Below are 24,772 nucleotides of genomic sequence, written 5' to 3'. Positions count from 1 at the left end.
CATGAGCCTACGTCCCATCTTGTCCACACTCGCGCGCCACCGCATATCCGCCGGGCTCATCGTCGTCGAAGTGGCGCTCGCGCTGGCGTTCGTGAGCCACGCGCTGCACATGATCACGGTGCGCGCTGAACGACTGGTGGCTGATCGTGGGCTGTCCGAGCACGAGCTGGTCAACATCGACCTTCGCGCAGTCTCGCCGATCAAGGAAGCCGACCCACTGACCGCCGAAGACCTGCGCCGCCTGCGTGCGCTGCCCGGTGTACGCGGCGCGGCCGTGAGCAACCAGGTGATCTACGGCGACAGCCACAACAACAGCGGCGTGAGCAACCGGCCCGAGCGCGGCGGCACCCGCGTCAGCGCCAGCAACTACGACGGCGACGAGCACTTGCTGCCCGTGCTCGGACTGAAGCTGGTGGCCGGGCGCAACTTCCAGCCCGAAGAGGTGCTGTCTGCGAGCCGCTTCGCCAGCGAGCCGGACCTCAAGGTTCCGGTGTTGATCGTCAACCGCGCGCTGGCCGAGGCCATGTACCCTGGGCAGAACGCGGTGGGCAAGCCGCTGTCCGTCTTCAGCGGTCCTTCGACCATCGTCGGCGTGGTGGAGACGCTGCCGAACACCAACCCACGCGCCAACCGCTCGCAGTACGCGCTGATCGCGCCGGTGCGGCAGAGCTTCCGCGGCGGCACGTACATGCTGCGTGTCGAGCCGGGCCAAGCGCAGCAGGTGATCAAGGCCGCCACTGCGCTGATCCGCGAGATCGACCCGCGCCGTGGTGTACGCCGCGGCGAAACGCTGAGCGACATGCGCAAGGCCTACGACGCCGAAGACCGCGCGATGACCTGGCTGCTGGCCGGTGTGTGCATCGCGCTGCTGGCGGTGACGGCCTTCGGCATCGTTGGCCTGGCCAGCTTCTGGGTCGAGCAGCGCACGCGCATGATCGGCGTGCGCCGTGCGCTGGGGGCGACGAAGTCGCAGATCCGCCAGTATTTCCAACTCGAGAACCTGCTGCTGTGTGGCCTGGGCGTGGTGGTGGGGGCCGGCGCCGCGCTGGCGATCTCGCAGTTCGTGATGCAACCGCAAGGCGCGCCGGCGCTGCCGTGGTTCTACCTGCCACTGGGCGCGGTGCTGTTGCTGTGGCTGGGCCAGCTCGCGGTGCTGGCGCCGGCACGGCGCGCCAGCGGGCTGCCGGCTGCGGCTGCGATGCGGGCATAGTCCGAGCACGATGCCCACCGTCCTCGTCATCGACGACAACCCCGACGTCGGCGCCGCGCTGCAACTGCTGCTGTCGCTGCGCGGCGTCGAGTGCCGCCTTGCACTCACGCCCGACGCGGGTCTGGCGCAGCTGGCTCAGGCCGACCTTGTCATTCAGGACATGAACTTCAGCGCCGACACCACCAGCGGCGACGAAGGCGCGCGGCTTTTTGCGCAGGTGCGCGCGGTGCGGCCGGACCTGCCGGTGATCCTGCTCACCGGCTGGACGCAGCTCGAACGTGCGGTGCAGCTGGTCAAGCTCGGCGCGGCCGACTACCTGGCCAAACCCTGGGACGACGCCAAGCTGCTGGCCACGGTGGAAAACCTGCTGGAGCTGGCCGAGACGCAAGCGCAGGCGCAGCAGCAGCGCCAGCAGCTGCGGACGCGCTGGGCGCGGCTGCGCGAGCGTGTGCAACTGGGCGATCTGGTGGCCGAGTCACCGGCGATGTTGAGCCTGCTGGAGCTGGCCGGGCCGGTGGCGCGCTCGCAGTTGCCGGTGCTCATCACCGGCCCTGCGGGCAGCGGCAAGGAACACATCGCGCAACTGCTGCATGCCAACTCGGCACGTGCCCAGGGCCCGTTTGTGGCACTGAACTGCGGCGCGCTGCCGGCCGAACTGATCGAGGCCGAGCTCTTCGGCGCCGAGGCCGGCGCCTACACCGGCGCCCAGCGCGCACGCATGGGCCATGTGGAGGCCGCCCGCGGCGGCACCCTGTTCCTGGACGAGATCGGTAACCTTCCCCCCGCCGGCCAGGCCAAGCTGCTGCGGGTGCTGGAGACCGGCCGCTATCTGCGGCTGGGCAGCCCGCGTGAACACCATGCCGATGTGCGTGTGCTCTCGGCCACCAACGCCGACCTGCCGGCCTTGATGAAGACCGGCCAGTTCCGCGACGACCTGTACTACCGGCTCAACGGCATCGAGCTGCGGCTGCCACCGTTGCGCGAGCGGCCCGAAGACTTGGCTCCGCTGACTGAGCGCTTCCTGGGCGGCCGCGCCCTGCTCAGCGATGCCGCGCTGGCGCGCCTGCGTGCACACGCTTGGCCGGGTGAGGTGCGCGAGCTGCGGCATTGCATCGCACGCGCCTTGGTGTTGGCCGATGGCGCCACGACCTTGCAGCCCGAGCACCTCGGCCTGGCCGAGGCGCTTCCAACGATCGAAAGCCGCAACCTTGACGAGCCCTCGCGCGAGCAGCTCCAAGCGTGCCTGGCCCGCCACGGCGGCAACGTGAGCCGGGCCGCCGCCGCGCTGGGGCTTTCACGCCAGGCGCTGTACCGGCGCCTGGCGCATCACGGGCTGTGAAGTCGCTGCGCGGTGCGGTGGTGCTGGTGGCGCTGGCCTGCAGCGCGGCCGCACTGGGCACGCAAGCGCTGGCACAGCACTGGGGCGCCGGCGGTGGAGTGTCGCTGGTGTTGGCGCTGGCCGTTGCGACCGCCGTGGGCGGGCTTGCAGCAGGGGCTGTGTTGGCGCCGCTGCAAGCGCTTTCGAGCGCGCTGGACACGCTGGTGCTGAGCTGGCGCGAGGGCGACTTCGGCCCCCAGCTCACCCGCGATACCCGCTGGCGTGAGCTGCAACCCCTGGCCCTGGCGTACCAGCAGCTGGCTCAAACCATCCGCGCCGAGCGTCAGCAGCTGGCGCAGCGCGAGTGGCTGCTGGACACCCTGGTGCAGCACACGCCGGTGGCGCTGCTGCTGCTGAGCGAGGCCGACGAGGTGCTGGTGGCCAACCTCGCGGCCCGCCAGCTGCTGGCCGAAGGGCGCAGGCTGCAAGGCCTGCACCTGAGCCAGTTGCTGCAAGCCGCACCGGCGGGTGTGGCCGAGTTGCTGAGCAGCCGCGCCGAAGGCCTGGTGCAGCTGGGCAGTGACCCCGAGGGCGACCGATGGCTCGTCAGCCAACGCCTGCTGCTGCTGCAAGGGCTGCCGCTGCGCCTGGTGCTGCTGCGGCCGCTGACGCAGGAACTTGCGCGCCAGGAGGTGGCCGCCTGGAAGCGGGTGCTGCGTGTGCTCAGCCACGAGCTGAACAACTCGCTGGCGCCGATGCAGTCGATGGCGCACAGCGGCGCCGAACTCGCCCGGCGTGCCGACGAAGCGCAGCTCGCCGAGGTCTTTGAGCGCATCGAAGCACGCTCACGCCACTTGCACGCCTTCCTGGCCGGCTACGCCCAGTTCGCCAAACTGCCGGCACCGCAGCGCGCAGCTCTGGACTGGGGGCCGTGGCTGGCGCGGCTGCAGGCCTTGCAGCCGTTTGCAGTCGATGGCTCCGTGCCGACCACGCCAGGCTGGGTGGACGCCGCGCAGTTCGAGCAAGCGCTGCTCAACCTGCTGAAAAACGCCCACGAGAGCGGCAGCGCTGCCACCGAGGTGCAGCTGCGCCTGCGCTGCGAGGGTGCGCACTGGCAGCTCAGCGTCGCCGACCGAGGGCCTGGCGCGAGCGACGCCGTGCTCACCCAGGCTTTGTTGCCGTTCTACTCCACCAAGCGCGGTGGCACGGGCCTGGGGCTGGCGTTGGCCCGCGAGGTCATCGAAGCCCACGGCGGCCGGTTGAGCCTGGGGCGCCGTTCCCAAGGCGGCCTGCGTGCCACGCTGCACTGGCCGGTCTGAGCGGGCTCGACCGACAGTCGTGCCGCCAACGGAAACCTGCACGCGTACCCGGTCCTGGTGAAAGCGTCAGCAATCCAAGTTCCGATCGGCCCGTGCCCTGCGGTGGCCGCTTCGGCCCCAGACCAACGCCAGGGGCAGCCGCCGCGACCTCCGCCTCCCGGCGCTAGACTGAAGTTCCGCACCCTGACTTAAGGCGTGGCGTAGCCAAGTGCTTGTCACGACTCACAAATTCGGCCCTTTTTGGCCTTTTTTGTGCCTGAATGTGTAGTCACTAAACTGTGTTGATCTTGCGCGCATATTGATCCAGAATGGCGGACATGGCATCTCGCACCGGAACCGCACACGTCGTCACCACCAAGCGAGCGTACAAGGACAAGGTCTACTGCACCCACCTGCTGCGCCGCAGCTACCGCGAAAACGGCAAGGTCAAGAACGAGACCCTGGGTAACCTGTCGCATCTGCCCGATGCGCTGATCGACATCATCCGGCGCTCGCTGCAAGGCGAGACCTTCGTTCCCGCCTCCCAGGCCTTCGAGGTCGTGCGCTCGCGCGCCCATGGCCACGTGCAGGCCGTCGCTGTGGCCATGCAGCGCCTGGGGCTGGCCTCGGTTGTCGCGTCGCAGCCCAGCCGTGAACGCGACTTGGTGCTGGCCATGGTGGCCTCGCGCATCGTGCAGCCCGACACCAAGCTGGCTACCTCCCGGCGTTGGCACTGCTCGACCCTGGCCGAGGACTTCGGCGTTGTTGAGGCCACCGAGAACGATCTGTATGCCGCCATGGATTGGTTGCTGGCCCGCCAAGACGCCATCGAGAAGAAGCTCGCCGCGCGCCACCTGCGCGAGGATGCCTTGGTGCTGTATGACCTGTCGTCGAGCTACTTCGAGGGCAGCACCTGCCCGTTGGCCAAGCGGGGCTACAGCCGAGATGGCCGGCCCGGCACGCTGCAGGTCAACTACGGCTTGCTTACCGATGCGCGTGGCTGCCCTGTGGCGGTCTCGGTGTTCGAGGGCAATACGTCGGACAGCCTGACCTTCCTGCCCGCCGTGCGGCGTGTGCGCGAGCGCTTCGGTCTGGCGCAGGTGGTGATGGTGGGCGACCGCGGCATGGTGTCGCAAAAGGCTATTGACGATCTTCGCGGCCAAGGCGGGATCGACTGGATCACGGCGCTCAAGAGCGTCTCGATCCGCTCGCTGGTCGAGCAGGGCCATTTGCAACTTGGCTTGTTCGATCAGCGCAATCTGGCCGAGATCACCTCGCCTGACTATCCCGGCGAGCGCCTGGTGGCCTGCCGCAACGACGCCTTGGCCAAGCTGAGGGCGCACAAGCGTGAGAGCCTGCTGCAGTCCACCGAGGCCTTGCTGGCCGTGATCAAGGCCAGCGTGGATGCGGGCCGACTCACCGGGCAGGACAAGATCGGCGTGCAGGTGGGCAAGATCATCAACCGCCACAAGGTGGCCAAGCACTTCGAGCTGAGCATCGGTGAGGCAACACTCGCCTGGGCGAGAAGGCAAGACGCCATCAACGCCGAGGCGGCGCTGGACGGCCTGTACGTCATTCGAACCTCGCTGGACGCCAAGCGCATGGGCGCACCGGATTGCGTGCGCAGCTACAAAGCCCTGTCCAACGTGGAGCGCGCGTTCCGATCACTGAAGACGGTGGACCTGAAGGTGCGGCCCATCCATCACCGCTTGGCTGACCGGGTGCGCGCGCACATCCTGTTGTGCATGCTGGCGTTCTACGTCGAGTGGCACATGCGCGAGGCCTGGCGCGAGCTGATGTTCGCCGATACCGACCAAGCCGCCAAAGCCACGCGCGATCCAGTAGCGCCAGCCAAACGCTCGGCCTCGGCGCAGCGCAAGGCCGCATCGAAGTCGCTCGACGACGCGCAGCCTGCGCACAGCTTCGCCACCCTGATGGCGGAGATGGCCACTCTCGTGCGCAACACCTGCCGCACATCCGGTGCTGGCGCCGATGCGCCGACCTTCGAGGTGCTCACCACCGCCACGGCACACCAACAGCGCGCCATGGCGCTCATACAGGCCATCCAGCCGTAGTCAGAAAACCAAACCTGAAATCCATCGCAAGTGCTTGATGGATAAAGGAGATCTGGGCCGGCGGCGGTGGAACTTCAGGCTAGAACCGCCGGCTGCGCGATCCTTCGCGCGCCATCTCGATGAACTCGGCGGCCGCGGGTTTGATGCCGCTGCCGCGGCGCCAGACCAGGCCCACATCCACCGTGGGCAGCGCATCGCGCAGCGGCCGCACCTCCACGTGCTCGGCGTCCAGCGTCCATGGCCGGTACAGAAAGTCGGGCAGCAGCGCGATGCCCGCGCCGGCGCCCACCAGCGAGCGCACGGCTTCGAGCGAGCTGGTGCGCAGGATCGTCCGGCGGCGCAGCTGCAGCCGCGTCCACACCGCGGCCATCAACTCGTCGATGCGGTCGGCCTCGAGCACCACGTGGTCGCAGTTGGCACAGTCGGCCAGCGTCAGTTCGGACTGCTGCGTCAGCGGGTGGTCCGAGGGCAGCCAGACGCGGCTCGGGCTGCGTGTCAACGTCTCGGCCACCAGCGCCTGCGGCTCGGTGAGCGCGTTGCTCAGCATCATCGCCACGTCGAGCTCGCCGTTGATCAGCAGGTGCTCCAGGAAACGCGGCGTGTCCTCGACCACCAGCACTTCCACGCGCGGGCAACTGCGCCGGTAGCGGCTGAAGAGCTCGCTCAGGTAGTAGCCGGCCACCAGGCTGGTCACGCCCACCGCGAGCGTGCCCACGAGTCCGCCACCGCCTTCGCCGCGCTCGCGCGTGGCCTCGGCCACCGTAGCCAGCACCTTGTGCGCGTTGGCCAGGAAGCGATGGCCTTCGGGCGTGAGCAACATGCCGCGCGGGCTGCGCTCGAAGAGCCGGCGGCCGAGCTCGTCTTCCAGCTCCTGCATGCTCTTGGTGACCGCGCTCTGCGCGATGTTCAGCAGCCGCGAGGCCGCAGCCACCGAACCGCTCTCGGCCACTGCAATGAAGTAGCGGAACTGGCGCAGTGTCACGTGAGAAGACATGCATCCATTCTGTCAGCCGACCCTGCCACACAATCTCGCCGTGCCTGCCTCTCTGTTTCTGCTGATGTGCGGCGTGGCGCTGCTGACGGTGCCGCTGGCAGCGACCGCCGCCGAGCCCTTGGCCGTGGCGACGATCTCCGGTCTGGCGCGGCTGCCGCCGGCCACGCTGAACCGCCTGCGCACCGGACTGCCACACGCGTTCCTGGTGCGGGCCGGCGGGCAGGTGGACCTGATCGATGTGTACAGCACCGACGCGCAAATCGGCCGGCTGGGCCTGTGCGTGCTGCGTGACGACCGCGGCTTCTTTCCGCGCTGCGACGCCGTGCTGCTGATGCGCCAGAGCCTGCCCGAGGCCGCGCAGCGCGCACTGGCGCAGCTGCAGGGCCTCTCGACGAGGCCACGATGATCGCGCTCACCGCCGAGGCCGAGATCGACCGCAAGCCCTTTGCCGAGGTGGCGCGCGGCTTCCTGGCCCGGCAGGCGGCGGCAGCGCCTTCGGCGGTGTCTTCAGCGGCGTCTTCGGCGACACCCGCGCCGGCCGCCGGCCGCCCCGGCTTCGTCGGGCGCCCGTTCGCCCCCGATCTGCCGCGGCTGCTGCCCGAGCACCTGGCACTGGTGTTCGGCTCGTTGGTGCTGGCCGTGGCCGTGGCCGTGGGCGTGGGCGTGGGCGTGGGCGTAGGCGTAGGCGTGTGGGCGCAAGCCAGGCCGCGTGCCGGCGCCGTGCTGCGCGGCGCTGTCGGCCTCCTGCTGCAGACCGTGCCCTCGCTGGCGCTGCTGGGCGTGCTGGTGGTGCTGGTGGCGCTGGTGGCCCTGCTCGGGCGCATCGGCTGCCTGCCGGTGCTGCTGGCGGTGCAGGTGCAGGCGGGCTTCGGCCTGCTCGGACGCCGCTCGAGAGTCCCCCGATGACCGCGCCGATCACGATCCGCACCCTGGGCCGCCAGCCCTACGCGCCTACGCTCGAGGCCATGCGCGCGTTCACGGCCACGCGCGACGCTGCCACCCCCGACGAGCTCTGGCTCGTCGAGCACGAGCCGGTGTTCACGCAGGGCCTGGCCGGGCAGGAGGGCCACCTGCTGGCGCCGGGCGACATCCCGGTGCTGCGCACCGAGCGCGGCGGCCAGGTCACGTACCACGGGCCTGGCCAGGTGGTGGCCTACCCGCTGCTTGATCTGCGCCGGCTCGGCTACTTCGTCAAGGAGTACGTGTTCCGCATCGAGGCCGCGCTGCTGGACACGCTGGCCGATGCCGGCATCACCGGCCACCGCGTGCGCGGCGCACCGGGCATCTACGTGCGGCTCGACGATCCCTATGGCCACGCCGCGCTGCCGCCCGTGATGCCGGATGCCGACCCGCTGCGCGGCCTGGGCAAGGTGGCGGCGCTGGGCATCAAGGTCAGCCGCCACTGCACCTTCCACGGCCTGGCGCTGAACGTGGCGATGGACCTGGAGCCGTTCGCGCGCATCAACCCCTGCGGCTACGCCGGGCTGCGCACGGTGGATCTGGCCACACTCGGCGTGCAGGCCAGCTGGGACGCCGTGGCGCCGGTGCTCGGCCGGCATCTGGTGCGGCGCCTGGCGCCCTGAGACGCTGCGCAACCCGCAGCGGCTGTTGCAGGTTGGCCTGCGCAGCGTGCCCGGACGCGAAGGTTCGTGGATGACAGCTGACGACCCTGCTCAGACAACCGGGCCCCTAAGTCCTAAGTAGGGCGCCGCGAACCGGCCGTTTCGCTTGTGCTGACGCTGCCGCGAGTGTCCAGACACCCACGCACATCGGCAGGTGCTCCAGTCGGCGAAGTTCGTCGTCGCCCTGAGGCACCTCCCCTCGATGGCAAGGATCCATCGCAGGAACTGGTCTAGCCGGAGGAGCGCGCAGCAAGGGCAGGAAGACCGAAAGCCATTGCCGCCAACTGCGCAATGACGGGCCCACCGATGATGCCGGGCGCCATGCGATTCATCATGTAGGCGAGCGTCACGCGTCGGTCGGCATCGTTGATGACCATCGAGCCACCCCAGCCGCCCCAGAAACACACCCTGCCCGAGGGTACATAGGGCACCACTTCCGGCGCGGGCAATGCCCACCCCAAGCCCATGTTCAGTGGCACGCCCAGAACGAGGTCGACGCCCCTGTGCTGCATCTCGTACACACGGTCCACAGTCTGAGGGCGCAGCAATTGCACACCGCCGGACCGGCCACCGTTGGACAGGACCGATTGGATTTGCGCAACCGATCGTGCGTTTCCGTGGCCGCCCGCCGCGCCAATGCCAGCCCGGCGCCAGGCCACGGTGTTGGCGGCGGCGGCGTCGGGCAGTGGCCCGGTGAAGGTCTTGAACACCACGCTGGCCGGGTCGAGCGTGCTGAAGTCGAAAGGCAAGGGCGGCGGCACCACCACCGGACTGACGCGCCGGAATTCAGCGTCCGCCAAGCCGATGTGGAAGTCAGCCTTTAGCGGAGCGGCGATCTCCTGCGTGAAAAAGCGCCCCAGTGTCTGCCCGGTGCAGCGGCGCACCAGCTCGCCGATCAGGTGGCCGTAGTTGAGCGCGTGGTAGCCGGTGGCCGATCCCGGCGGCCACCAAGGCGCCTGCCTGGCCAGGCGCGCCGCCGCAGCCTCCTGGTCGTACAACTGCTCCAGGGTGATGGGTGCGTTCCAGCCGGAAACCCCCGAGGTGTGGCTCATCACCTGGCCTAGCGTGACCTGACTCTTGCCTTCCGCGGCGAACGCCGGCCACCAGTGAGCCACCGGCTTGTCGGGGTCGAGCACGCCGCGGTCGATCAGCAGCAGCGCGGCCAGCGAAGTCATCGTCTTGGTGGTGGACCAGACGTTGACCAGCGTGTCGGCGGCCCAGTGGCAGGTCTGGGCCTCGTCGCACCAACCACCCCACAGGTCCAGCACCGGCTCGCCCTCGACGTAGACCGCCAGCGAGGCACCCAGGTCCTGGTCCGGGCCCTGCGCCAGGCGCTGGGCGAACAGGTCACGCAGCGGCTCGAAGCCGGGGTCGCAGCGGCCTTGAACCGGAGCGGCGGCGCCCATGTCCAGTGGCGTGTTCACAGGTCGAGGCTCACGCCCAGACCCACGTGCCGCGGCGGCGTGTAGCCCACTTGCCGGGCCGAGCCCAGCACCGGCGAGGAGATGTTCATGCTCGTCAGCGCGGCCTTGTCGCCGACGTTTCGCACGTAGCCGTAGACCTTCCAGCCACCGCCGGTGGGGCGCAGCGAGGCCGAGAGGTTCAGCAGCCCGTAGGCCGACTGCATGGCGTCGGGCGTGTTGAACTCGGTGAAGTAGAACTTGTCGCGCCAGGTGTAGTCGGATCGGATCGAGACCGTGTAGCTGCCCACCGGCTGGCTCCACTCCGCGTTCAGCGAGGCCTGGGCGCGCGACACCTGCGCCAGTTGCCTGCCCGACACGTTCACGCGCGTGCCCGGTGCGTTGCGCAGGTCCACGTTCTCGAAGTCGGTGTAGGTCGGGTCCAGCAGCCCCAGGTTCAGGCCCAGGGTCAGCTCGCGCACCGGCCGCAAGGCCAACTCAAGCTCGGCGCCGTTGATCTTGGCCGCCGAGGCGTTGGTCAGGATGGCCGAGGCCAGGCCCACCTGCGAGACCTGCATGTCCTTGTAGCGGCTGCTGAAGAGCGCACCGCTGAAGGCGCCGCGGTTGCCCAGGAAGGCGCTCTTGAAGCCCAGCTCCAGGCTCGTCACCGTCTCTGGTCGCACGGGGTCGCCCTGCAAGCCGCCGACGTTGATGGCGCCGGACTTGAACCCGCGCGAGGCGCGTGTGTAGAGCAGCATGTCCTTGGCCAGTTGGTATTCGAGGCCCACGCTGCCGGGCGTGCTGGACCAGCGGCCCTCGGGCCGGGCGGCGCCGTTGATGCCGAAGGCGGCCACGGTCTGGTACTCGTCGGCCGTCTTGGTGTCGCGGCTGGTGCGCAGGCCGGCCAGCAGCGAGAGCTGCTTCGTCATGCGCCAGCGCAGGTCGCCGTAGATCGCGGTGGAGCGCGTGCGCACGTCGCCGCCGAGCAGGAACTCTGCGCCGCCAGGAAACGGCACCGTCACCGGCTGGCCGGGCACGAGAAAGCCCAGCGGAATCTGCGTCTGCACGCGGATGTCCTGGCGCTGGTCGAACTGCAGCCAGGTGGCGCCTACCAGCCACTGCACGGTGCCCTCGCCGGAGCCCAGGTGCACGTCGATGCTCTTGTCGGTGCTGAGGGTCTGGAAGCGGGTGCTGGCGGTCAGCGCCTCGGTGGTGTCGCCGTCCCAGAACATCTCGGCCTTGCTGCGCCGCGTGCCGGCCACGACGCTCAGCGTGTTGCCACCCAGCGGCAGGTCGTACAGCAGCTGCAGGCCGTCGACGTCGACGCGGTTGCTGGAGCCCTGGCTCTTCACGGTGCGCGGGTCGGTGCTGGGCGTGGCGCCGTACAGCAGCTGCGAGATCATCACCGGGTCGACCAGCAGCTTGTTGGCGGGACCATCGTCCTTCTGGCGGTAGACGTTGCCGATGACGCGCAAGCTGCCGACGGCGCCCAGGTCGCCACCCAGCTGCAGGCGCACGGCGCGCGAGCCCAGGTCGTCCAGTGCCTTGGCGCCCACCGTGTCGGGGCCTCCCGCCAGCACTGGGCCCGAGGCACGCCCGGCCTCGGTGTTGCGGGTGAAGCCGTCCAGGTTCTTGATCTGGTAGGACAGCCGAGCGCCCAGGCCGCTGCCGCCCAGCGGGCCCGACACGAAGCCTTCGCTCTCGCGCCGGCCGTAGTCACCCACCAGCGCGCCGAACTGAGCCCTGAACTCGGAAGTGGGTGCAGCCGAGACGAGATTGACCGCGCCGCCCGTGGCGTTGCGCCCATAGAGCGCACCCTGCGGCCCGCGCAACACTTCCATGCGCTGCAGGTCGAACAGGGCGATGTTGGTGCTGGTGGCGTCGGACAGGTAGCTGCCGTCGGCATACATGGCCACTCCGGGGTCGCCGCCGGCCGTGAAGAACACGTTGCCAATGCCGCGGATGAAGACCTGTGACGCGCCCGCATAGCCCGTGGTGAAGCTCATGTTGGGCACCAGCGCCACGGCGTCGGCCAGGCCGGCGACGCCTTGTTCGGCCAGGCGCTGCCCGCTCAGGGCCGTTACGGCTGCGGGTGTGGTGTCCAGCGTGGTCAGGCGCTTCTCGGCCGTGATCTCCACGCGCGTGATGGTGTCGGCCGGTGCTGCAGCCTGGGCCCAGACTCCGCTGCTGCAGGCCAACGAGCAGATGGCGAGTGTCACGCGCGAAAGCGCGAAGGTGCTGGTCTTCATGACTGTCTCCTGAGGCGGCAATGCGTCGTTGCCGAGGGACAGTCTTGAGGCGAGCGCGTGCAGCGTCTATCACATCGTGGAACCCTTCTGTCGAAAGACGGAACCCTCAGGGCAAACCACGAGCCTGCGAGCAGGGGCGCTTGCGCCGGACGTCAGCGTCGCTTGAATGTGAAGGACGGCAGCACGCCGAATCGCTCGCGATAGGCCGCAGCAAAGCTGCCCATGTGCCCAAACCCCCAGCGCATGGCCACTTCGGTGACGCTGCGGGCCTCTGCTTGCTGCAGTTCCAGATGAACGCGGTCGAGACGCAGCCGGTTCAGGTACCGCATGGGAGGCACGCCGACGTGACGTTCGAAGCTTCGGGTCAGCGCACGCACGCTGACACCGGCCACGCGCGCCAGCTCCGACAAGGTCGGCTGGTCGGCCAGATGCTCGTGCATGTAGTCGCGCGCACGGCGCGCGCTCTGCGGCAGGGCTTCGCCATCGGCCAGGCTGGTGCTCCAACTGTTGGGCCAGGCCACCAGCAGTTCGAAGAGCACGCACTCCTTCAATGCGCGTTCCAACCGCTCGGCCCCGGCACCATAGACGGGCAGTTCGGCCAATGCCTGCACTGCGCGGCACAGCGCGAGCCCCGCGGCGTGGCCGCTCGGCACGGCGTCGACGAAACGGAAGTCCGCCATGCGCTCGCCACCGGCCAGGTCGGTGCACGCCTGCTGCATGTCGGCATCGCTCACTCGCAGGTTCAGCAGTTGCATGTCAGCCGACATCTCGAGCTCGTGCAGGCGGTCGGGCGCCAACATCGAAGCCTCGCCCGGTCCGAATACGCGGCCACCCGCCACACGGGCCACCCGGCCGGACTCCAGGAAAGAGAAGACCCAGCCGGGATGCGCCTGGGTCATGCTGGCAAAGGCAGGCGCGCCATAGATCAACCGCGCGACATGAAGCCCAGCCAGTTGGAAACCCTGCATGCGCATGTCGAGCGCGGTGCTGTCGCTCAACCTCAACGCGTGCTCGCCGTACAACTGCGCCATGAATTGCTCGGCCCTTGCCGGTACCTTCGTCTGAATGAGATCGACGAATCGCGAAGACGGCGAAGACAGTGACGAGGCGTTGGTCATGCGGGGCGCTTGTCGATGCGAATCCATGGCAATGTCCCTTGCAGGTGTGCCGGCTCACCGGCCGCGCCGCTTGGGAGCCTCATGACGACCTTGCGCAAGTGCTGGTCGGCCGCAGCTGACACCCAGCCGACCATCACGGCCATCGCGGCCGTCGACAAGGTCTGCGATCAGGGACCGGTGCAGACTGCAGATCCTGTCGAAGTCGCGCTGGCCGACAACTGAGCGGCCAACACATCACGATGATGCACGTTGTTCCCCGGGGTCTCAAGGCGCTGACACCCAGCTGGCTCGAAGGGCGGTGGGTCGCAGTTTGGTCGAGATGAAGCGACCGGCAGGCAGGTCAGCTCGCGATTCATGTCTTGCGCATCGGATACAGCGCCGCACAGCTGTCGTCGGTGAAGGGCCGCTCCTGGCCGGCAGCGACCGAACGCATTCAGCTCCTGTGCGCCAGCAGTGCTGCGCACGCCGTCGTCCCAGGCGCAGGCAGCCCTGCAGGCCGAAGCTCATGTCGGTGGCCCTGTCGGCCGGCCTCTGGTGCGGCGCCTGGTGCCCTGATTCAACGGCACAGAACGCGTCGCTTCACCAAGGCAGGCTTCAGTCGAACATCAGGCCGCCGGTGACGAAACTGCCGCGCTGCTGTCCGCCAAGCATCAGCAGGCGGCCATCGGACAAGCGCGTCAGGCTGTGCCAGGCGCGTGGCGCGGGCATCGCGGGCAGCTCGCGCGGCGTGCCGGCGCGCCAGCCGGCACCGGTGGCCAGGCCGACGTCCGGCTCCTGTTCACCGCCGTACATCAGCACCTCGTCACCGGGCCCGGTGACGGCACGCACGATGCTGCGCGGCGCCGCCAGCGGCGGCTGGGCGACAAAGCGCGCCGTGGCCGGCTCGTAGCGCCACACGTTGCCGAGTGCACCGCCGTCGTTTTCGCCGCCGACGACGAGCACGCTGCCATCGGCCAGCGTCAGCGCCGCGTGCAGCCAGCGGCGCTCGGCCGGCGCGTTGGCCACGGGTGTGAAGGTCTGGTTGGCGGGGTCGAACAGTTCGGCGAAGACGTAGCCCGAGCCCTCGGTGTAGCCGCCGACGATGAGCACGCGGCCGTCGGGCAGCAGGCTTGCGGTGGCGTGTTGGCGCACGTGCGCCATGCGGTTGCCCGCCCGCGACCAGGTGTTGGTGGCCGGCGTCCACAGCTCGATGCTGTTGCGGTTGCTGCCGCCCACCGCGGCCACACGGCCGTCGGCCAGGCGCACGGTGGCGTGCTGGGCGCGCGGCAGCATCATCCCGCCGCCGTGGCGCGTGGCACCCGTGCGGGCGTCGACGATCTCGGCAAAGGGCGGCTGCACGGTCGAGGTGCTGCCACCGAACACCAGCACCTGGCCGTCGCCCAGCGCCACGGTGCTCATCTCGCTGCGACCGGTCAACATCTGGCCCAGCGTGCTGAGGGTCTGCGCCACGGGGTCGAAGCGCTCGATGGCCGACGACAGCACGCCCGTGCCCCGCGAACCCCCCAAGACCAGCGCGGCCCCGTCCGCCAGTGCGGCGACGCCGTGGCCGGTCATCGCCGGCGCCTCGAAGCTGCGCAGGCGGTTGCGCCAGCCGGGCTCGACCGTCAGTTCGGCCACCGCATCGGCGGCGCCCGGCTGGCTGACGACGAGCCGGTAGCGCTGCGTGCCGGCCAGCACCGGCGTCTGGATGGTGCTGCCCGGGGTGACCGTGGCGAGGCCGGGCTCGATGCGGCCGCTGCCGCCGCGAAAGCGCACGCGCAGGCTGGCCGCGGCGCCGACCAGGGCGGGCGATGCCAGGGCGAACTCGTCGATCACAGGGCGGTCGGTCTGCGGTGCGTCTTCGCCGCCACCGCAGGCGGCCAGCAGCGTGCCCAGCGAGGCCGCGGCCAGCAGGTGGCGGCGGCTCGGGTTCGGCGTGTACGGCTTCATGATCGGTTCTGCGGGGACGTCGGGTCGGTGGGGTGCGCACTGTCGCCAGGGCGGCGTGACGCAGCCGTGACCGGCGCCGGCCTGCGGTACAAAGCGGGGGCCGAACGACCGCCACGCGCCGTGCCCACCCTCCAGCTCCACGGTGTCCCAAGGCTTCTGGAGCCCGGGCGACCCGACCTGCTCTTGTCGGCGCGCGAGGCCGGCCTGCTGGCCTGGCTGCACCTCGAAGGGCCGAGTCCGCGCGCGCGCCTGGCCGGCCTGCTGTGGCCCGGTGGCGACGAGACCAAGGCGCGCGCCAACCTGCGCCAGACCCTCGCGCGCCTGAAGCGGGCCGCGGGCGATGTGCTGGCCGAGGCGGACGGTGTGCTCCGTCTGGCCCTCAATGTCGACGTGGCCGGCGCCGACGTCGCACGCGAGGTCGGGCCCGAGGCCACCCGGCTGCTCGGCCCGCTGGAGTTCGACGACGCGCCGGGCTTCGCGGAATGGCTGGCCACGCGCCGCGAGGCCGCCGAGCGCGAGCGGCGCCGCCTGCTGCTGGCCCGCGCCCGCGAGCACCGCGATGCCGGCGACTGGGACGCCGCGCTCGCCGCGGCCGAAGCGGTGCTGGCCACCGACAACGCCGTCGAAGACGCGCACCGGCTGCGCATGGAAGTCTTCTACCTGCGCGGCGACCGGGCCCCGGCCGTGACGGCCTGGGACGACTGCCGCGACGCGTTGCGCGTGGCCTACGGCATCGGCCCGAGTGCCGCCACCAACGAACTGGGCCGCCTGGTGTTGGCCGCCGAAGCCGCCGGGCAGCAACAGGCGGCCACCGCGCAGGCCCGCCGGGCCCTGGCCGCGGCCACGCTGCCGGCCGCGCTGCGGCGCCCGCCGCAACTGGTGGGCCGTGACGGCGTGCTGGACGAGATCGCACGGGCCTTCGCGCTCGGCCGCGGCGTGGTGCTGGCCGGGCCGTGCGGCATCGGCAAGAGCCGGCTGCTGGCGCAGGCCGCGGCCGCGATGGAGCCGGCCATCGTGGTCGGCGCGCGGCCCGGCGACGAGCTGCAGCCCGGCATCGTGGCTTCGCGGCTGGTGACGGCGGCGGTCGAACGCTTTGCGCCGGTGCTGGACAGCGGCACCCGTGCCGACATCGCGCTGCTGTTGCCGGGTGGCCCGGCGCGCGGGGCTTCGCTGAAGTCTGCGCTGGAGCACCGCCGCGTGCTCGCCTCGGTGGCGCGCACGATGCTCGCCTGCCACGCCCAGGGCATGCGCCTGGTGGCCGTCGACGACTTGCAGTTCGCCGACGACCTGAGCATGGAGGCCATCGCCGTTGTCGTGGGTGGCTGGCTGGCACAGCCACCCGACAGCGCGGCCTTGCCGCTGTTCGGCTGCCGGGCCGACGAGCTGCGGCCCGCCGCGGCCGCGCTGGTGGCGATGCTGAGCGGCAGCCGGCTCGGCCTGCGCATCGATCTGGAGCCGCTGTCGGCGCCCGACGTGCAGGCGTTGCTGCACAGCCTGCCGCTGCAGGGGCTGGACACCGGCGCCATCGACCCCGCGACGCTGGCCCCGGCCCTGCACGGCCGCGTCGGCGGCAACCCGGCCTTCGTGCTCGAGTCGGTCAAGGCGCTGTGGCTGAACGGCCTGCAGGCCTGGCAGCCCGGGCAGCCGCTGGTGATACCGGCCACCTTGAAGGAGTCGCTGCGCCAGCGGCTGGAGCGCCTGACGCCCGACGCGCTGCAGCTGGCGCAGCTGGCCGCGCTGGCGCAGGAAGACTTCTCGCTGGCGCTGGCTGCGTCGGCCATGGGCCGTGCGGCGCTGGCGCTGGCGCCCTTGTTTGCCGAACTGGAGGCGGCCCAGGTGCTCGAGGGCACACGCTTCAGCCACGACCTGGTGGCCGAGGCGGCGCGCGCGGCTGTGCCGACGGCGCTGGTGCAACCGCTGCACCAGCTCGTGGCCGACCACCTGCGCGTCCATGGCGGCGCGCCTTCGCGCATCGCCTGGCATCTGCAACAGGCCGGTGCCGAGGTGGAGGCCGTGCCCTGGCACCTGGCGGCCGCGCACCACGCTCGCGACCGCTGGCAGCTGGGCGACGCCGCCCGCCACTACGAGGCCGCCGCCGTGGGCCTGGCGCGCCGCCCGCGCGAAGGGGCGCGGTTCGCCGGTTCACAGGCGGTGGGCGGCGAGAACCCCAGTCTCGCCTCGGTCTGGCTGCAAGCGGCACGCTGGTGGACGGCCGTGAGTGCGTACCCGGCGGCCTTGGCGGCGCTGGATCGCGGGCTCGAAGCGGCCGCCACCGCGAACGACCGCCTGGAACTGCAGGCCAGCCGGGTGGTGGTGCTGACCAACGGCCAGCGCCTGGCCGACGCCGCCACCCATGCCCAGGCGCTGGCTGCCGACCTGCAGCAGCATCCTGACGCGTTGTCCCCCGAGCGCGCAGCAGCGGCCTTGTGGGCCTGCATGGCGGCCCTGCCGTACAGCCCGCAGCCCGATGTCACGGCCGCCTTGTGCGAGCAGTTGCGGGCCCGCTGCGAGGCCGGGTCGGCGCGTGCGCGGCAGCCGTTCCGGCTGTCGGTGGGCACCTGCTGGAACTGGTTGGGCCGGCCATTGCAGGCCCGCGCCGACCTGACCGAGGCCCGCCTGCTGGCCGACGGCTTCGGTGACCATGGCGCGGTCGTCAACGTCACGAGCCAGCAGGTGCGCCATGCGATGCTGCTGGGCGATACCCAGGCTGCGGTGGCCGCCGCGGTGGCCGGCCAGCAAGCGGTGCAGGCCGGCGGTTTTGGCCGCAGTTTCCGCTTGCACGGCTGGGCCGTGCAGGTGCTGGCCCACACGGCGGCGGGCCAGCCGGGGCTGACGCTGGCCGCGCTGCAGGCGCTGGACGCCGAACGCGGCGAGGCCCCGCTGGACGATGAAGCCGAAGTGGCCGCGGCGCGCGCGCTGGGTCTGTGGTCGCTGGGGCGTTTCGACGAAGCCGCCGAGGCGGGCCTGCCGGTCAGCGAGGGCTGGTTCGCCTTCCTGCATGGGCGGCAAGCCGGCACGGCCGTCGCCACGCGCCGCGCCATCGCGGCCATGGCCGAGCGCTGGCCCGCCGATCACGGCGTGATGGGCTGCCGGCGGCGCGTGCTGGCGGCGGCTCTCACCACGCCGGCCCCGCCGCAGGCCGAAGACCTGCTGGCCGAGCTGAGCGAGCGCGGGCTCGGGCCGCTGGCGCGCCGCGCGCGCCTGATCGCAGCGCGCTCGGCCCTGGCCGCCTTGGCGCACGACCGAGCCATCGATCACGCCTGCCGGGCGCTCGAAGGGCTCGAATGTGTCGACCCGTGGATCGACGAACTGGCGGCGGTGTGGATCGACGCCGCCGCCGTGCTGCGCGCCGCCCGGGCCCCTGCGCAGGCCGATGCAGCCCTGGCAGGCGGCCGTGCGTGGCTCGTGGAGGCGGCCGCGTCACTGCCCACGGCCGCGCACCGCGACGCCTGGCTGCACGGGCACCCGCTGCATCGCGCGCTGGCCGGCAGCGTGGCCGTTCCCCGTGCTTGAGCCACCCCAGGAGTGACCATGCCTTTTCTGCCCCGCGAGTTCCAGGTCCCCGAGCCGCCTGCCACCAGCGAGTTCGTGCTCACGCCGCTGCGCGTGGACCACGTCGTGCTCGACTACGACGCCGTGATGAGCAGCCGCGAGCGGCTGTGGCAGCTGTTCGGCCCCGGCTGGGGCTGGCCACGCGAAGACCTGTCGCTGATGCAGGACCTGGTGGACCTGGGCTGGCACCAGAAGGAGTTCCAGCTGCGCCGCTCGTGCAGCTGGGCCGTGCTCACGCCCGATCAGCGCACGATGCGGGGCTGCTGCTGCCTCGACCCGAGCGAGCCCGAGGGCTTCGACGCCGAAGGCTGCTGCTGGGCGCGCAGTGACCGCGTCGCCAGCGGACTGGAAGAACGGCTCTCCGCCACCTGCCGCGCGTGGTTGGCCGCGGCCTGGCCGTTCCAGCGCGTGGCCTGGTCCGGGCGCGATCGGCCCTGGTGACGCCGTCGTTTCTGGCGTGCGCACCATTCCGAAGGCAGGTCACCGCCATCCCGAGCGACTGCAGCACGGCGCCGCACGCCGGCCTTGGGTTGCGCCACCGTCTCAGCGACAGCGTCTCGATGGGCGTCGTCGCCGCACAAAATCTGCCGATGCGCTCGACGCCATCCATCAGCGCAGCGTCCACGTTCTGCGCCCTGCTGACACAAGACCGGCTGAGCCTGCCGGACGCGGGGCCCGTGCGCCTGCGGGCGCTGCGCCGCAGCGACCTGCAGGCCTTCCTGGCCTACCGCAGCGACCCGGAGGTCGCGCGCTTCCAGGGTTGGGCACCGATCAGCCCGGAGCAGGCCGCGGCCTTTCTGGCAGAGATGGCCGCGCCCGCCGCCTGGCCCGAGGGCGCGTGGCTGCAGCTGGCCATCGCCCGCAGCGCGGACGACGCACTGGTGGGTGACATCGGCCTGCCGGGCGCGCGCTGCCTGCGCGCGGTGAGCGACAGCCGCAACGCCGCCAGCTTGCGCCCGCTCGCGCGCTTGGGCTTTGCGGAAGTGCGGCGCAAAGCCACGGTCGTCAAGGGCGAGGCCTGCACCGATGTCGTCCTCGAGCGCGGGGCGGCATGAACCCGGTGGCCGCTGCCGCCCCGCCTCGCCCGCCGCCCGTCAGAACGCCGCGACGCCAGTGATGGCGCGCCCCAGGATCAGCGCGTGGATGTCGTGCGTGCCCTCGTAGGTGTTCACCACCTCGAGGTTGACGAGGTGACGCGCCACGCCGTATTCGTCGGAGATGCCGTTGCCACCCATCATGTCGCGCGCGGTGCGGGCGATGTCGAGCGCCTTGCCGCAGCTGTTGCGCTTGAGGATGCTTGTGGCCTCGACCGAGGCGATGCCCTCGTCCTTCATGCGGCCCAGGCGCAGGCAGCCCTGCAGACCCAGGCTGATGTCGGTGGCCATGTCGGCCAGCTTCTTCTGGATCAGCTGGTTCGCGGCCAGCGGCTTGCCGAACTGCTGGCGGTCGAGCACGTACTGGCGGGCGCGGGCGTAGCAGTCCTCGGCCGCGCCGAGCGCGCCCCAGGCGATGCCGTAGCGCGCGCTGTTCAGGCAGGTGAAGGGGCCCTTCAGGCCGCGCACCTCGGGGAAGGCGTTCTCCTCGGGCACGAACACGCCGTCCATGACGATCTCGCCGGTGAGGCTGGCGCGCAGGCCGACCTTGCCCTTGATGGGCGGCGCGCTCAAGCCCTTCATGCCCTTGTCGAGCACGAAGCCGCGGATGGCGCCGGCATCGTCCTTCGCCCACACCACGAACACGTCGGCAAAGGGCGAGTTGCTGATCCACATCTTGCTGCCCGTGAGGCTGTAGCCCCCCGGCACGGCCTTGGCGCGCGTCACCATGCTGCCGGGATCGGAGCCGTGGTTGGGCTCGGTCAGGCCGAAGCAGCCGATCCACTCGCCACGCGCCAGCTTGGGCAGGTACTTCTGGCGCTGCGCCTCGGTGCCGAACTCGAAGATGGGCAGCATCACCAGCGAGCTCTGCACGCTCATCATGCTGCGGTAGCCGCTGTCCACGCGCTCGACCTCGCGCGCCACCAGCCCGTAGCACACGTAGTTCAGGCCGGCACCGCCGTACTGTTCGGGGATGGTGGCGCCGAGCAGGCCGAGCTCGCCCATCTCGCGGAAGATGGCCGGGTCGGTGGTCTCGGTGCGGAAGGCCTCGAGCACCCGCGTCGCGAGGCGGTCGGTGCAGTAGGCCGCCGCGGCGTCGCGCACGGCGCGTTCGTCGTCGCTGAGCTGCTGGTCGAGCAGCAGCGGGTCGTCCCAGCGGAATGAGGCCTTGGCCATGGTGATGTCCTTGGAAAAAGAGTTCAAGCCTGGTTGGGGTCGGGGCCGACCACGGCCGTGACCTCGATCTCGACCAACGCGCGGTCTTCGATCAGCGCGGCCACCTGCACCGCCGTCATCGCGATGCCGAAGTCGCCGATGAGCTCGCGGAACACGGCGCCGATCTCGCGCGCCCGGGCGGCGTACTCGCGCTTGTCGGTCAGGTACCAGGTCATGCGGGTGATGTGCTCGGGGCGGGTGCCGCCCGCAGCCAGCACCTCGACCACGTTGAGCAGCGCCTGCCGCACCTGCGCCACGAGGTCGTCGCTGTGGAAGCGGCCCTGTGCGTCCCAGCCGATCATGCCGGCCACGAAGACCTGCGTGCCAGAGGCCGCCACGCCATTGGCGTAGCCCTTGGGGCGCGCCCAGTGCGTGGGTTGCAAGATCTGTTTGCTCATCGAGGGCCTCTTGGGCAGAAAGCGCCTGTTCGGGCTGAGCCCGTCGAAGCACCTGCGAGGGGCTTCGACAGGCTCAGCCCGAACGGAACCCTCTCCCGTTCGCGCTGAGTTTGTCGAAGCGCCGTTGGGTGGTGCTGGGGCTTCGGCAGGCTCAGCCCGAGCGGAACCCTCTCCCGTTCGCGCTGAGCTTGTCGAAGCGCTGTTGGGTGGGGCTGGCGCTTCGACAGGCTCAGCCCGAACGGAACCCTCCCCCGTTCGCGCTGAGTTTGTCGAAGCGCCGTTGGGTGGGGTTGGGGCTTCGACAGGCTCAGCCCGAACGGAACCCTCCCCCGTTCGCGCTGAGCTTGTCGAAGCGCGGTTGGGTGGTGCTGGGGCTTCGACAGGCAAAGCCCGAGCGGAACCCTCCTCCGTTCGCGCTGAGCTTGTCGAAGCGCTGTTGGGTGGTGCTGGGGCTTCGACAGGCTCAGCCCGAACGGAACCCTCCCCCGTTCGCGCTGAGTTTGTCGAAGCGCGGTTGGGTGGTGCTGGGGCTTCGACAGGCAAAGCCCGAGCGGAACCCTCCTCCGTTCGCGCTGAGCTTGTCGAAGCGCTGTTGGGTGGTGCTGGGGCTTCGACAGGCTCAGCCCGAACGGAACCCTCCCCCGTTCGCGCTGAGCTTGTCGAAGCGCGGTTAGGTGGGGCTGGCGCTTCGACAGGCTCAGCCCGAACGGAACCCTCCCCCGTTCGCGCTGAGTTTGTCGAAGCGCGGTTAGGTGGTGCCGGGGCTTCGGCAGGCTCAGCCCGAACGGAACTGCTCTGCGATGCATGCTCATGGGCCCTCACTACTGTCCGGTTAAAAGTCGAACAAATTCAATTGGTTAGCGGCGTCGGGCATGTCGGTCTGGGACGCATCGGCCTGCAAGGCGCATGAAACCTCGGTTTTCTCGAAGACCGACACCGACAAGATCTGTAGACATGTGTAGAGCGAGGCATCGAGTTGAAGCTCCTTCTTGACGATGGCGATGAGCACGTAGGTGGCCACGGCGCACCACACCTGCGTCTTCACCGCGTTCTCGCTGTTGCCGAGAAACTTCTTGATGCGCAGATGCTGCTTGATCCATTTGAAGAACAACTCGACCTGCCAGCGACTCTTGTACAACGAGGCAATCGTCAGCGCCGGCAAGGCCGTGTTGTTGGTCAGGAAGATCAGCGTCTTGCCCGTCTCGGGGTCCTTGAATCGAACACGCCGCAGGTGCTCGGGATACTTTTTGGCCGAGTAGTGGCCGTTGAGCATGACCTGCTGGTCGCTGATGATGCCGGTGCTGCGATCGGTCGCAGCCGAGTAGACACGCCTGGCGTCCATCGGCGACTTGGCGCGCGTGACGAAGAAGGCGCCGGCCTGATGCAACGCATACAACCGTGCGAAGTCGACATAGCCGCGATCCATCACGTAGAACGCGCCAGGCTCGAAGGCCAGCATGTCCAGCACGTTCACGTCGTGCAGCTTGCCGTCGCTGATGTGGATGAACGCGGGAATCGCGCCGCGCAGGTCCAGCAGCGTGTGCAGCTTGATGGCGGCCTTGGTCGAGCGAAACGGCGCCCAGTCGAACAAATTCAGGCACAGATCGATGGTGCTGGAGTCCAGCGCATACACCGTGTTGTCCAGATCGACGCCGAGCGAATCGTTCGCATACAGCGTGCGTGCACGCCGGATCAACAAGGCGGCCAAGTCCGACCAGATGCGCCAGTCGCGCGATTCGTTGGCGTCGGCCAGCGTGGAGCGCTTGACCGCCGAACGAAAGCCCATCGCATACAGCTTGCCGGCATTCGCCGACAGACTGGCCTCGATGTCGCGCAAGCTTTCGCGCCAAGTCAATTGCGCGAAGGCCATGGCGCGGAACTGCTCGGCGCACGACAGCGTGCGCACGCCCGCGTTGCCTCCATGGCGCTGCACGATGCGCGCGAAGCTGGTCCATGGAACGAACTCCATGACCTGAGCAAACAAGGTCTTGCCGATATGCACGCGCTTCCCCAGAGGCAGTCAAGCCCGGGAAAGTACGCGGTTTTACAGAAACGAAGTTCAAATCGGCACCAAACAAAATCGGCCTACAGCCCGCACCAATGCTTGATCTCAGGCTCGGTGCAAGTCATTTAACCGGACAGTAGTGATGGGCCCTTAGGGTTCAACAAGTCGCGGCCGATGATCAGTTGCTGGACTTCCGTCGCGCCTTCGTAGATGCGCAGCGAGCGGATCTCACGGTAGAGCTGCTCGACGATCTGCCCCCGTGTCACGCCCAGGCCGCCGAACAGCTGCACCGCGGCGTCGATGACCTGCTGCGCGCCCTCGGTGGCCGCGAGTTTGGCCATGGCGGCAGCGCGCGTGACGTTCAAGCCCTGGTCGCGCTCCCAGGCGGCGCGGTAGGTGAGCAGCGCCGCGCTGTCGATGGTGAGGGCCATCTGGGCGAGCTTGGCCTGCGTGAGCTGGAAGTCGGCGAGCTGCTGGCCGAACATCGGGCGCGCCTTCGCGCGCGTCAGGCCTTCTTCCAACGCACGCCGCGCGAAGCCCAGCGCGGCGGCGGCCACGCTGGTGCGGAACACGTCCAGCGTGCGCATCGCGATCTTGAAGCCTTCGCCGGCGGCGCCGATGCGCTGCGCCACCGGCACGCGGCAGCCCGCAAAGCGCAGCCGCGCCAGCGGGTGCGGCGCGATCACCTCGATGCGCTCGGCGATCTCCAAGCCCGGCGTGCCGGCCTCGACCACGAAGGCGCTGATGCCGCGGCTGCCCGGCGCCTCGCCCGTGCGGCAGAACACGATGTAGAGGTCGGCGATGCCGCCGTTGCTGATCCAGGTCTTCTCGCCGTCGATCACGGCGTGATCGCCCTCGATGCGCGCGGCGCACTGCATCGCGGCCACGTCGGAGCCGGCCTCGGGCTCGCTCAGCGCGAAGGCGGTGATGCACTCGCCGCGCGCCACGGCCGGCAGCCAGCGCGCGCGCTGCGCGGGCGTGCCGGCCAGCGAGATCGCGCCCGAGCCCAGGCCTTGCATCGCGAAGGCGAAATCGGCCAGGCCCTCGTGGCGCGCCAGCACCTCGCGCGTCAGGCACAGCAGCCGGGTGTCGAGATGGTCGCCATCGTGCCGGGCGACCGCATGCTGCAGCCAGCCCGCGGCGCCCAGTTCGCGCACCAGCGCGCGGCAGGTGGCGTCCACATCGTCGCCATGCCGATCGCGCACGTGCGTGGCGGCCCAGGCGTCGAGGGCCTGCGCGAACTCGCGGTGGCGCGGCTCGAAGAAGGGCCAGTGCAGGTGGGCCAGGCTCACCGA

Annotated in this window: 20 protein-coding genes; 11 read left to right on the top strand and 9 right to left on the bottom strand. The window is 70.1% G+C overall.

Annotation, left to right across the window (positions count from 1 at the left end):
* Position 1: 1 nt before the first annotated feature.
* The 4 genes from KA711_02265 (at position 2) to KA711_02250 (ending at position 5,901) form a co-directional block, all read left to right on the top strand.
* Positions 2 to 1,210 carry an ABC transporter permease gene (locus tag KA711_02265; GenBank protein MCM0607809.1) on the top strand — a complete coding sequence of 403 codons (1,209 nt, stop codon included), beginning with the start codon at positions 2 to 4 and terminating at the stop codon, positions 1,208 to 1,210.
* A 10-nt stretch (positions 1,211 to 1,220) separates the two neighbouring features.
* The gene (locus KA711_02260) at positions 1,221 to 2,549 is read left to right on the top strand and encodes a sigma-54-dependent Fis family transcriptional regulator (protein ID MCM0607808.1); all 1,329 of its coding nucleotides are present in this window, start codon (positions 1,221 to 1,223) and stop codon (positions 2,547 to 2,549) included.
* Entirely contained in the window at positions 2,546 to 3,847 is a 1,302-nt protein-coding gene (locus KA711_02255) for a HAMP domain-containing histidine kinase (protein ID MCM0607807.1), read from the top strand. Before KA711_02260 ends, KA711_02255 begins: the two co-directional genes overlap by 4 nt.
* A 317-nt stretch (positions 3,848 to 4,164) precedes the next feature.
* A complete protein-coding gene (locus tag KA711_02250; protein ID MCM0607806.1) occupies positions 4,165 to 5,901 on the top strand; it encodes an IS1634 family transposase in 1,737 nt (578 codons plus the stop codon).
* A 79-nt stretch (positions 5,902 to 5,980) separates the two neighbouring features.
* Here KA711_02250 and KA711_02245 read toward each other — a convergent pair whose 3' ends face one another.
* Entirely contained in the window at positions 5,981 to 6,895 is a 915-nt protein-coding gene (locus KA711_02245) for a LysR family transcriptional regulator (protein MCM0607805.1), read from the bottom strand.
* Positions 6,896 to 6,935: 40 nt separating this feature from the next.
* On the opposite strand from KA711_02245, the gene KA711_02240 reads away from it, so the two are divergent.
* The 3 genes from KA711_02240 to lipB are packed head-to-tail and all read left to right on the top strand — an operon-like array spanning position 6,936 to position 8,478.
* Positions 6,936 to 7,301 carry a hypothetical protein gene (locus KA711_02240; GenBank protein MCM0607804.1) on the top strand — a complete coding sequence of 122 codons (366 nt, stop codon included), beginning with the start codon at positions 6,936 to 6,938 and terminating at the stop codon, positions 7,299 to 7,301.
* On the top strand, positions 7,298 to 7,801 hold the full coding sequence (locus KA711_02235; GenBank protein ID MCM0607803.1) for a hypothetical protein: 504 nt from the start codon (positions 7,298 to 7,300) through the stop codon (positions 7,799 to 7,801). Before KA711_02240 ends, KA711_02235 begins: the two co-directional genes overlap by 4 nt.
* Positions 7,798 to 8,478: a lipoyl(octanoyl) transferase LipB gene (gene lipB / locus KA711_02230; GenBank protein MCM0607802.1), complete on the top strand. Its 681-nt coding sequence runs from the start codon at positions 7,798 to 7,800 to the stop codon at positions 8,476 to 8,478. Before KA711_02235 ends, lipB begins: the two co-directional genes overlap by 4 nt.
* 269 nt (positions 8,479 to 8,747) lie before the next feature.
* Here the strand turns inward: lipB and KA711_02225 are convergent, their stop codons facing one another.
* The 3 genes from KA711_02225 to KA711_02215 form a co-directional block, all read right to left on the bottom strand.
* A complete protein-coding gene (locus tag KA711_02225) occupies positions 8,748 to 9,941 on the bottom strand; it encodes a beta-lactamase family protein (GenBank protein MCM0607801.1) in 1,194 nt (397 codons plus the stop codon).
* Positions 9,938 to 12,166 (bottom strand): TonB-dependent receptor, encoded by a 2,229-nt coding sequence (locus tag KA711_02220; protein ID MCM0607800.1) that lies wholly within the window; start codon positions 12,164 to 12,166, stop codon positions 9,938 to 9,940. The genes KA711_02225 and KA711_02220 overlap by 4 nt, the downstream gene beginning before the upstream one ends.
* A 152-nt stretch (positions 12,167 to 12,318) precedes the next feature.
* Positions 12,319 to 13,284, bottom strand: coding sequence for an AraC family transcriptional regulator (locus KA711_02215; protein MCM0607799.1), 966 nt, complete (start codon positions 13,282 to 13,284; stop codon positions 12,319 to 12,321).
* A gap of 81 nt (positions 13,285 to 13,365) precedes the next feature.
* Here KA711_02215 and KA711_02210 point away from each other — a divergent pair, with 81 nt between their 5' ends.
* On the top strand, positions 13,366 to 13,506 hold the full coding sequence (locus tag KA711_02210) for a hypothetical protein (GenBank protein ID MCM0607798.1): 141 nt from the start codon (positions 13,366 to 13,368) through the stop codon (positions 13,504 to 13,506).
* A gap of 372 nt (positions 13,507 to 13,878) precedes the next feature.
* On the opposite strand, the gene KA711_02205 is transcribed toward KA711_02210, so the two are convergent.
* Positions 13,879 to 15,213, bottom strand: a complete 1,335-nt coding sequence (locus KA711_02205; GenBank protein MCM0607797.1) for a hypothetical protein — start codon at positions 15,211 to 15,213, stop codon at positions 13,879 to 13,881.
* 120 nt (positions 15,214 to 15,333) lie between these two features.
* Between KA711_02205 and KA711_02200 the strand changes: the two genes are divergently transcribed.
* The 3 genes from KA711_02200 (at position 15,334) to KA711_02190 (ending at position 19,820) form a co-directional block, all read left to right on the top strand.
* Positions 15,334 to 18,726, top strand: coding sequence for an AAA family ATPase (locus tag KA711_02200; GenBank protein ID MCM0607796.1), 3,393 nt, complete (start codon positions 15,334 to 15,336; stop codon positions 18,724 to 18,726).
* 18 nt (positions 18,727 to 18,744) lie between these two features.
* Entirely contained in the window at positions 18,745 to 19,206 is a 462-nt protein-coding gene (locus KA711_02195; GenBank protein MCM0607795.1) for a GNAT family N-acetyltransferase, read from the top strand.
* A gap of 149 nt (positions 19,207 to 19,355) precedes the next feature.
* Positions 19,356 to 19,820, top strand: coding sequence for a GNAT family N-acetyltransferase (locus KA711_02190; GenBank protein MCM0607794.1), 465 nt, complete (start codon positions 19,356 to 19,358; stop codon positions 19,818 to 19,820).
* Positions 19,821 to 19,859: 39 nt separating this feature from the next.
* Here the strand turns inward: KA711_02190 and KA711_02185 are convergent, their stop codons facing one another.
* From KA711_02185 to KA711_02170, 4 genes are all read right to left on the bottom strand, one after another.
* Complete coding sequence (locus tag KA711_02185; protein MCM0607793.1) at positions 19,860 to 21,035, bottom strand: acyl-CoA dehydrogenase; 1,176 nt, start codon at positions 21,033 to 21,035, stop codon at positions 19,860 to 19,862.
* Between the two features lie 23 nt (positions 21,036 to 21,058).
* Positions 21,059 to 21,472, bottom strand: a complete 414-nt coding sequence (locus KA711_02180) for a RidA family protein (protein MCM0607792.1) — start codon at positions 21,470 to 21,472, stop codon at positions 21,059 to 21,061.
* Positions 21,473 to 22,304: 832 nt separating this feature from the next.
* Positions 22,305 to 23,474, bottom strand: a complete 1,170-nt coding sequence (locus KA711_02175) for an IS4 family transposase (GenBank protein MCM0607791.1) — start codon at positions 23,472 to 23,474, stop codon at positions 22,305 to 22,307.
* Between the two features lie 128 nt (positions 23,475 to 23,602).
* Entirely contained in the window at positions 23,603 to 24,769 is a 1,167-nt protein-coding gene (locus tag KA711_02170; GenBank protein ID MCM0607790.1) for an acyl-CoA dehydrogenase family protein, read from the bottom strand.
* Positions 24,770 to 24,772 lie beyond the last annotated feature (3 nt).

Source organism: Ideonella sp. WA131b (assembly GCA_023657425.1).
In the GTDB taxonomy this organism is placed as follows: domain Bacteria; phylum Pseudomonadota; class Gammaproteobacteria; order Burkholderiales; family Burkholderiaceae_C; genus Rubrivivax.
This window is presented reverse-complemented; position numbering and strand designations above follow the sequence as displayed.